General features: G+C 72.8%; 6 protein-coding genes and 1 pseudogene. 5 read left to right on the top strand and 2 right to left on the bottom strand.

The features are described from left to right. Both DLJ47_RS19290 and DLJ47_RS19285 read right to left on the bottom strand, forming a co-directional pair. Positions 1 to 2,061 (bottom strand): sensor histidine kinase (locus DLJ47_RS19290; RefSeq protein WP_109901339.1); only part of this gene is annotated, 2,061 nt, incomplete at its 3' end. 218 nt (positions 2,062 to 2,279) lie between these two features. Then, positions 2,280 to 3,770 carry a catalase gene (locus tag DLJ47_RS19285; RefSeq protein ID WP_109901338.1) on the bottom strand — a complete coding sequence of 497 codons (1,491 nt, stop codon included), beginning with the start codon at positions 3,768 to 3,770 and terminating at the stop codon, positions 2,280 to 2,282. Positions 3,771 to 4,069: 299 nt separating this feature from the next. On the opposite strand from DLJ47_RS19285, the gene DLJ47_RS19280 reads away from it, so the two are divergent. From DLJ47_RS19280 to DLJ47_RS19260, 5 genes and pseudogenes are all read left to right on the top strand, one after another. Then, a complete protein-coding gene (locus DLJ47_RS19280; RefSeq protein ID WP_109901337.1) occupies positions 4,070 to 4,663 on the top strand; it encodes a hypothetical protein in 594 nt (197 codons plus the stop codon). A gap of 10 nt (positions 4,664 to 4,673) precedes the next feature. After that, positions 4,674 to 5,648: a hypothetical protein gene (locus DLJ47_RS19275; protein ID WP_109901336.1), complete on the top strand. Its 975-nt coding sequence runs from the start codon at positions 4,674 to 4,676 to the stop codon at positions 5,646 to 5,648. 150 nt (positions 5,649 to 5,798) lie between these two features. After that, a pseudogene (locus DLJ47_RS37770) lies at positions 5,799 to 7,456 on the top strand (sodium:solute symporter family protein). 15 nt (positions 7,457 to 7,471) lie between these two features. Beyond that, complete coding sequence (locus DLJ47_RS19265; RefSeq protein ID WP_233257898.1) at positions 7,472 to 7,786, top strand: hypothetical protein; 315 nt, start codon at positions 7,472 to 7,474, stop codon at positions 7,784 to 7,786. Positions 7,787 to 7,901: 115 nt separating this feature from the next. Further along, the coding region (locus tag DLJ47_RS19260) for a hypothetical protein (RefSeq protein ID WP_233257897.1) at positions 7,902 to 8,321 on the top strand (420 nt) is incomplete at its 3' end.

Below are 8,321 nucleotides of genomic sequence, written 5' to 3'. Positions count from 1 at the left end.
CCGCACGCCGGGCCCGGTCAGCTCGGCCGTCCCGTCCGGCGCGGGGCGCGGCCGGGTCGTCCGGCCGGTCCGGGGTCGGGGCAGGCTGGCCAGCCGGTCGGCCCGGTCCAGCTGGCGCCGCCCCGGCGTCGCCCCGACCCGCGCCGGTTCGGCGTCGGCCGGCGCGGGCAGCGGGGACGGCTCGGCGGTGACCAGGTCGGCGGGCAGGAGCACCACGGCGGTCAGCCCGGTGGGGTCGGCGGAGCGCAGCCGCACCCGGACCCCGTGCCGGGCGGCGAGGCGGGCCACCACGAACAGGCCGAGCCGGGCGGTCTCGGTGGGATCGAACTCCGGCGAGCGGGCCAGCCGCCGGTTCGCGTCCTCGATCGCCGCAGCCGACATGCCCAGCCCGCGGTCGGTGATCTCGATGGCGTAGCCCTTGGCCACCCGCTCCCCGGTCACCTCCACCCGGCTGTCCGGCGGGGAGAACGCGGTGGCGTTCTCGATCAGCTCGGCGAGCAGGTGGATCACGTCACCCACCGCCCGGCCGAGGGTGCCGGCGGGCTGCACGGTGGTGATCTCGACGCGGTCGTACGACTCGACCTCGGAGATCGCGCCGCGGATCAGGTCGACCATGGCGACCGGGTTGCGCCAGCCCCGGCCCGGCGCCGCGCCGGCCAGGATGACCAGGTCCTCGGCGTGCCGGCGCAGCCGGGTGGCGAGGTGGTCGACCCGGAACAGCTCGGCCAGCTCGTCCGGGTCCTCGGTGTGCCGCTCCATCCGGTCGAGCAGGGCGAGCTGCCGGTGCACCAGCCCCTGGCTGCGCCGGGCGATGTTCAGGAAGACCTCGTTCAGGCCGCGGCGCAGGGTCACCTCGTCCACCGCTGCCCGCACCGCCGTCCGCTGCACCTCGTTGAAGGCCCGGCCCACCTGGCCGATCTCGTCCGCGCCGTACTCCAGCGGGGGCGCCTCCCGGGCCACGTCCACCTGCTCGCCCCGGCGCAGCCGGGCCACCACGTCCGGCAGCCGGTGCTCGGCCATCTCCAGCGCGGCCGTGCGTACGCCGGTCAGCCGTTGCGCGAGGGAACGACCGACCCGTAGCGCCACCACCACCGCGACCACGACGGCGGTCAGGCCCAGCAGGCCGGCGGCGGCGAGCCGGACCAGGACCCGCACCGCCAGCGGCACGGACCGCTCGGCCAGGCCGTCGGCCTGGGCCAGCTCGAAGTCGCGCAGCGCCTGCTGGACGGCCTCGTAGCTGGCCTGCCACGCCGGCCCGTCGACCGGCGGGCGGGCGGACCGGTCGGCGGCCAGCAGCGTGTCCTGCATGGCGCGGAGCCGGCCGAACGCCTCCTGCTCGGTGAGCCGCTGGTAGCCGGCGCGGTCGGCGTCGGGCAGGTCCGCCACCGCGGTCTCGGCCAGGAACCGCTGGTTGCCGATGGTCTGCACCAGCTGGGCGTGCTCGCCGTCGGCGAACCGGCCGGCGGCCAGCGCGCCGGCCAGCAGCGCGTCGGTCTGGCCGAGCAGCTCGCGGGAGCGGCCGAGCGCGGTGACAGCCAGCGCCTGGCGGTTGAGTTGCTGGTCGGGCAGGGTCGCCATGGCGGCGAAGGTCTGGAAGGCCGACGAGATCATCCCGCTGTAGAGGTTGAGCGCGCCGACCCGGTCGACCTCCCGCCGGTCGATGAACCCGCGGCCGAGCGGCAACCCCTCCAGGGCGGTGACCAGCTGGTCCAGTCGGGCGTCGAGGTGGTCGCCGGCGGCGTCCCGCAGGTCGTCGCCGGCGATCCGCCGGCGCAGCTCCGCCACCGCCCGGTCGGTACGCGCCCGCTGCTCGGCCAGCGCCGGCAGCGGCTCGGACCCGGCGAGCTGGATCACCGAGAGGCGGCGTTCCCGCTGCAACTCGGCCACCACGGCCTCGCCGGGGCGACCCAGGTCGTAGAGGAGGGTCCGGGCGGAGAGCAGGTCGAGCGCGGGCCCGAAGGTGAGCGTGGTGGCGAAGATCCAGAGCGCCAGCAGCGCGGTGACCGGGACGACGACCAGCGCGGTCAGCTTGGACCGGATCGGCCAGTCGCGGGTGTTCAATCAGACCTCGCCCGGAAGGATGGCGGCAGGGGCAACCGACGCCGGCCGGGTGGCTTCCGGCCGGCCGGGGCCCGGCCGCGGCGCCGGCAGGGCGCCTTCGGCAGGATACGTAATCCGCGCCCGAAGCACTACCGTCCGTCGCGCCCTCCACCGTGGACCCGGACGGACGACGAGCGCCCCGCCGGTCGGCCGGCGGGGCGCTCGGAGAACGGACGGGATCAGAGGTTGGCGGCGAGGCCGAGCCCCTCGGCGACCCGCCGACCGTAGTCGGAGTCGCACTGGCTGAAGTGCCAGACCATCTTCTCCTGGATGTGCTTGTCGCACTGGGCCAGGTTGGTGACCAGGTTGAGGATCAGGTCGTCCCGCTCCCAGTCGGCCATCTCGCGGTAGCGGCGGCCGGCCTGCGAGTAGTTGTTCTGCCGCTCGATCGGGGCCTTCATGATCTGCCCCGAGACGAACGGGCGGTACTCGCGGTAGGACTCGTCGGCCTCCTGGAGCCCGGCGACCGAGGACGGCTCGAAGTTGACGTGCGGGTTGGCGCCGCGGTTGTCCACCCCGTACGACATCGAGCCACCGGTCTGGTTGGTGCTGACCACCACGTCCTCGCGCGGCCGGTTGATCGGCAGCTGGAGGTAGTTCGGGCCGACCCGGTAGCGCTGGGTGTCCGAGTAGGAGAAGGTCCGCCCGACCAGCATCTTGTCGTCGGAGAAGTCGATCCCGTCGACCAGCACGCCGGTGCCGAAGGCGATCTGCTCGTTCTCGTTGTGGTGGTCGGTGATGTTGCGGTTGAGCGTCATCATGCCGACCGGCAGGTAGGGGAAGTCCTCCTCGGGCCAGATCTTGGTGTCGTCGAGCGGGTCGAAGTCCAGCTCCGGGTGCTCGTCGTCGCTCATGATCTGCACGTTGAGTTCCCAGCGCGGGTAGTCGCCGCGCTCGATCGCGTCGTAGAGGTCCTTGGAGGCGTGGCCCAGGTCGGTGGCCTGGATGGCGTTCGCCTCGGCCTGGGTCAGGTTGTGCTCGCCCTGCTGGGACAGCCAGTGGAACTTGACCAGCACGCCCTCGCCCTCGGCGTTGACGAAACGGTAGGTGTTCACCCCGGAGCCGCGCATGGTCCGGTAGTTGCGCGGGATGCCGTACGGCGAGAAGAGCCAGGTCAGCATGTGCATCGACTCGGGCGTGTTCGACATGAAGTCGAAGATCCGGTTCGGCTCCTGCCGGAAGGTCACCGGGTCCGGCTTGAGCGCGTGGATCACGTCCGGGAACTTGATCGCGTCGCGGATGAAGAAGACCTGGAGGTTGTTGCCCACCATGTCCCAGTTGCCGTCCTCGGTGCGGAACTTCACCGCGAAGCCGCGCGGGTCGCGGGCCGCCTCGGAGGAGTCCCGGCCGCCGATGACGGTGGAGAACCGGATGGTGACCGGCGTCTTCTTGCCCTTGGTCTGGAAGAGCTTGGCCCGGGTGTACGTCGACGCCGGCTGGTCGCCGATGGTCCCGTACGCCTCGAACTCGCCGTGCGCGACGAAGCCGCGGGCGTGCACCACCCGCTCCGGGATCCGCTCCCGGTCGAAGTGGCTGATCTTTTCCAGGAAGTGGTAGTTCTCCAGCGTCGCCGGGCCGCGTGAACCGACCGTCCGCTGCTGCTGGTTGTTGTGCACCGGGTGGCCCTGGCGGGTGGTGAGGATCGGCCTGCTGGCCTGCGGGTCGCTCATCGCTCTCCTCCTGATCGGTGTCGCGGCGTGCCCTCGGACGTCGTCGCCGTCGCTCGGGGCGGATTGCTGGCAGTCGGGGGCGGCGGGGCGCTCGGGGTCGATCCGACCGGCCTCACCCAGCCAAGCGCGTTTTCTGGAATGAGTCAAGTTTTGGCGAATCGTCACTCTGTGTGACTTGTCATGTCCGCGCGGGGGCGTGCCGACACGCCGGGATCTCGCCGGATCGGTCAGGAAAGTGCCGCGCAACGGGATTGGCGATCAGTGAGCCGAGGGAATACCACCGGGCGAAGGAGGAGGCCATGTCGCCCACGCAGGTAATCGTCACAGTCCTCGTCGTCCTGGTGATCGTGGCGCTGGTCGCGGTCGCCCTGGTGGCCGGCCGGCGCCGAGCGCTGCGGCGCCGCTTCGGCCCGGAGTACGACCGGGTGGTCGCCGAGCGGGACAGCCGTACCGCCGCCGAGCGGGAACTGCGGGACCGGGAGCGCCGGCACGCCGAGCTCACCCTCACCCCGCTCCCCGCCGAGTCCCGGGCCCGGTACGCGGCCGCCTGGGAGGAACTCCAGGTGCGTTTCGTCGACTCGCCGGGCGAGACGGTGGGCGACGCGGACGAACTTCTCACCCGACTCGTCGCCGAACGTGGCTACCCCACCGGCGACTTCTCCGACCAGCTCGCCCACCTCTCCGTCGAGCACGCCCGGACGCTCACCCGGTACCGGGACGCGCACGAGATCCACCTGCGCAACTCCCGCGGTGAGGCCAGCACCGAGGAGCTGCGGCAGGCCGTGGTGCACTACCGGGCCCTCTTCGCCGAACTGCTCGGCGAGGAGCCGGTCGCGCCCCGGCCGCCCGAGCAGCGTCAACCGGACACCCCGCACGACGTCACGAACCGCTGAGGAGACCACCATGCGCCAGGAAGAGCAGCGGGTGAGCACGGAGCACCCCGAGGCCGTCCGGTCCACGCCGGTGCCGGTTCCGCCGACCGAGGACCGGGCCGACCGGGCCGACCGGGCCGACGTGCCGGAGGACGTGCTCTCCGACCGCGGCACCTTCGACGACCCGACGGTCGCCGGCGAGCGCGCCGAGGACCGTACCGCCGACCGGCCGGCCGGCTCCCGCGACGCCGACCGGCGGGCCGACGCGACCGGGGCGGCGACGTCGGCCGACGACGACCGGACCGGGTTCCACGAACCGGGCCCGGTGCCGACCGCGTTCGGGGCCACCAGCGTGGGGGGCGCGGTCGCCGCGTCCGCCCTGGCCAGCCCGCGCCCGGAGGACGAGCCGGACCCCCGCACGGAGTGGACCGCGCGCCCGGGCGACGGCGCCGCCGACGGCCCGCGCGAGGGGCGGCGGGCCGACCCGACGGCCGAGTTCCACGGCCCGCGCGGCGCCGCGGAACAGCGGCCCGGCGGTGACCCCGAGGAACCGTCCGGCACCCGGACCGTGCTGCCGCCGGACGCCACCGAGGGGGCCCCGGAGCGGCGCGCGGACCTGACGGACGGGACCGGGGCCGCCGGGTACGGCAGCGCCACGCCGGCCATGGTCGACCCGGACACCACGAGCCCGCAGGCCGCCACGGTCGGCGGGCAACCCGCCACCACGGTGCCCGCCGAGCCCGCCACCCTTTTCGAGGCGGACGTCGCGCAGCGGTTCCGGGACCGCTGGCGGGACATCCAGCTGCGCTTCGTGGACGACCCGAGGGCGGCCGCCGGCGAGGCGCAGGCACTGGTGGACGAGGCCATCCAGGCCCTCGCCTCGGCGCTGTCGGCGCAGAAGAGCCGGCTCGGCGCGTGGCAGGACGCCGGCTCGACGGACACCGAGCAGCTGCGGATGGCGGTCCGCCAGTACCGCGACTTCCTGGACCGGGTCCTCGGCCGCTGACCGGCCACCGCGGCGCCCTCGGCCGATTCCGGTCGAGGGCGTCCGGGTGTCCGGCGGCCCGACGCGTACCAGGCGTGAAACTTCGCACCCGGGGTAGATGGGGGCGCGCGCGTACGACCGGAGCGGGACGGCGGACGAGGGGTGACGGGGATGGACGGCGGCGGCCTCCGGCTGAACATGAACGTCCTGGACTACGGCATCCTGGCGCTCTACTTCGTCACCGTGCTCGGGGTCGGCTTCGCCGCCCGCCGGGCGATCCGGACCAGCGTCGACTTCTTCCTCTCCGGCCGTTCGCTGCCCGCCTGGGTGACCGGCCTCGCCTTCGTCTCGGCCAACCTCGGGGCGTTGGAGATCATCGGGATGGCGGCCAACGGCGCCCAGTACGGCGCGATGACCCTGCACTACTACTGGATCGGCGCCGTGCCGGCGATGGTCTTCCTCGGCATCGTGATGATGCCTTTCTACTACGGCTCCAAGGTCCGCAGCGTGCCCGAGTACCTGCGGCTGCGCTTCAACCGCCCGACCCACCTGCTGAACGCGCTCAGCTTCGCGGTGGCCCAGGTGCTGATCGCCGGGGTCAACCTGTACGCGCTGGCGCTGATCATGCAGGCGCTGCTCGGCTGGCCGCTCTGGGTGGCCATCGTGGTCGGCGCGCTGATCGTGCTGGCCTACATCACGGTGGGCGGACTCTCCGGGGCGATCTACAACGAGGTGCTCCAGTTCTTCGTGATCGTCGCCGGCCTGCTGCCGATCACCATCCTCGGCCTGGTGAAGGTGGCGGGGTGTCCGGGCTGATGGACGCGGTGCGCGACTCCAAGCTCGGCGAGGCCGGGCTGCACACCTGGCAGGACACCGGCACCACCGCCAACCCGCTGGGCGCGCACTGGATCGGCATCGTCTTCGGCCTCGGCTTCGTGCTCTCGTTCGGCTACTGGACGACCAACTTCGCCGAGGTGCAGCGCGCCCTGTCGGCCAAGAACATGAGCGCCGCCCGGCGGACGCCGATCATCGCCGCCTACCCGAAGCTGCTGATCCCGGTGGTCACCGTGATCCCCGGCCTGGTCGCCCTGGTCACCGTGCAGGGGCTGGGCGCGGAGAGCGGCGACCTGGTCTACAACAACGCCATCCCGCTGCTGATGCGTGACCTGCTCCCCAACGGCGTGCTCGGCGTCGCGGTGACCGGCCTGGTCGCCTCGTTCATGGCCGGCATGGCGGCCAACGTCAGCGGCTTCAACACCGTCTTCACCTACGACATCTGGCAGTCGTACATCCGCCGGGACCGGCCCGACGAGTACTACATCCGGATCGGCCGCTGGGCGACCGTCGCCGGCGTGCTGATCGGCATCGGCACCGCCTTCATCGCGGCCGGCTTCAGCAACATCATGAACTACATCCAGGCGCTCTTCTCGCTGTTCAACGCGCCGCTGTTCGCCACCTTCATCATCGGCATGTTCTGGAAGCGGATGACCGCCGCGGCCGGTTTCCTCTCCCTGCTCCTGGGCACCCTGGCCGCCCTGGCCACCTACCTGCTCTACAAGGGCGGGGTGGTGCACTTCAACTCCGACCTGGAGGAGAGCTTCTGGGGTGCCGGCATCGCGTTCGTGACGGTGGCGGTGGTCGCCGCGATCGTCACCCCGCTCACCAGCCCGCGGCGGGACGAGGACCTGCGCGGCCTGGTGTACGGCACCGGCGGGATCGATCTGAAGGGCGACGTGCTCACCGGGGACGCGGTCTGGTGGCGCTCCCCCGTCGTCCTCGGCGTGATCGTCCTGGTCTTCTCCCTCCTCCTCTACGTGCCGTTCTTCTAGGAAGGGTGCTCGGCCATGGCCATGGACAACCTCAACCCGCACGGGCACGACCACATGGTGGCGGCCACCGAGGAGGCCCGTCGCCGGTCCGCCGCCGCCCGACTGTTCGACATCCGCCGGGTGATCGGTGGGCTGTTCACGGCGTACGGGGTGATCGTCACGCTGGTCGGCGTCTTCGACGGTGCCGCCGCGATGGAGAAGGCCGAGGGAGTGCGGATCAACCTCTGGGCCGGCCTCGGCATGCTCGTGTTCGGGGTGCTGATGCTGCTCTGGCAGTGGCGCAACCCGGCCGAGCCGCCCGAGTCGCCGGCGGAGAAGCGACCCTCCTGAACCGGACGTACCGCCCAGCCCGGGCCGGACGACCGCGTCCCGGCGGGCATGTCACCCGCCTCCCGGGGTAGGCCAGGGGGATCAGGGAACGCGCCTGGGACAGGAGGGCAGCGACATGACGGACCGTGACCGTGACCGCCCGCTGGAGGAGAGCCCGGAAGTGGCCGCGGCGGTGGAGGACGACACCGGCGTCCCGCAGCTGATGACCGGGGGCGGCGCCGACCGGGACAATCCCACCTTCGTGGGGCCCGGTGACCGCGGCGAGCGGAGCGCCGGCGAGAACCTGATCGGTGACCCGTACGCCGCCGGCACCGGCGCGACCGGGACCGGCACCGGCGCCGCCCCGGACAACATCCGCACCGGCGGCGAGCAGCCGTGGGACCCGGAGGACCTGGTGATGGCCCGGGGCCAGGACATGACCCCGGAGAACCTGGAGAAGGCCCGCCGTGACCTCGCCGAACTGGGCCGCGCCTCGACGCGCACCGGCAGGCGCGGCCGGTGCCGCCGCCGCTGGTCGTGCCGGCCCACGCCCCGC

Source organism: Micromonospora sp. S4605, assembly GCF_003176715.1.
In the GTDB taxonomy this organism is placed as follows: Bacteria; Actinomycetota; Actinomycetes; order Mycobacteriales; family Micromonosporaceae; genus Micromonospora; species Micromonospora echinaurantiaca.
The sequence above is the reverse complement of the archived record's forward strand: the minus strand, read 5'-3'. Positions and strand labels throughout refer to the sequence as shown.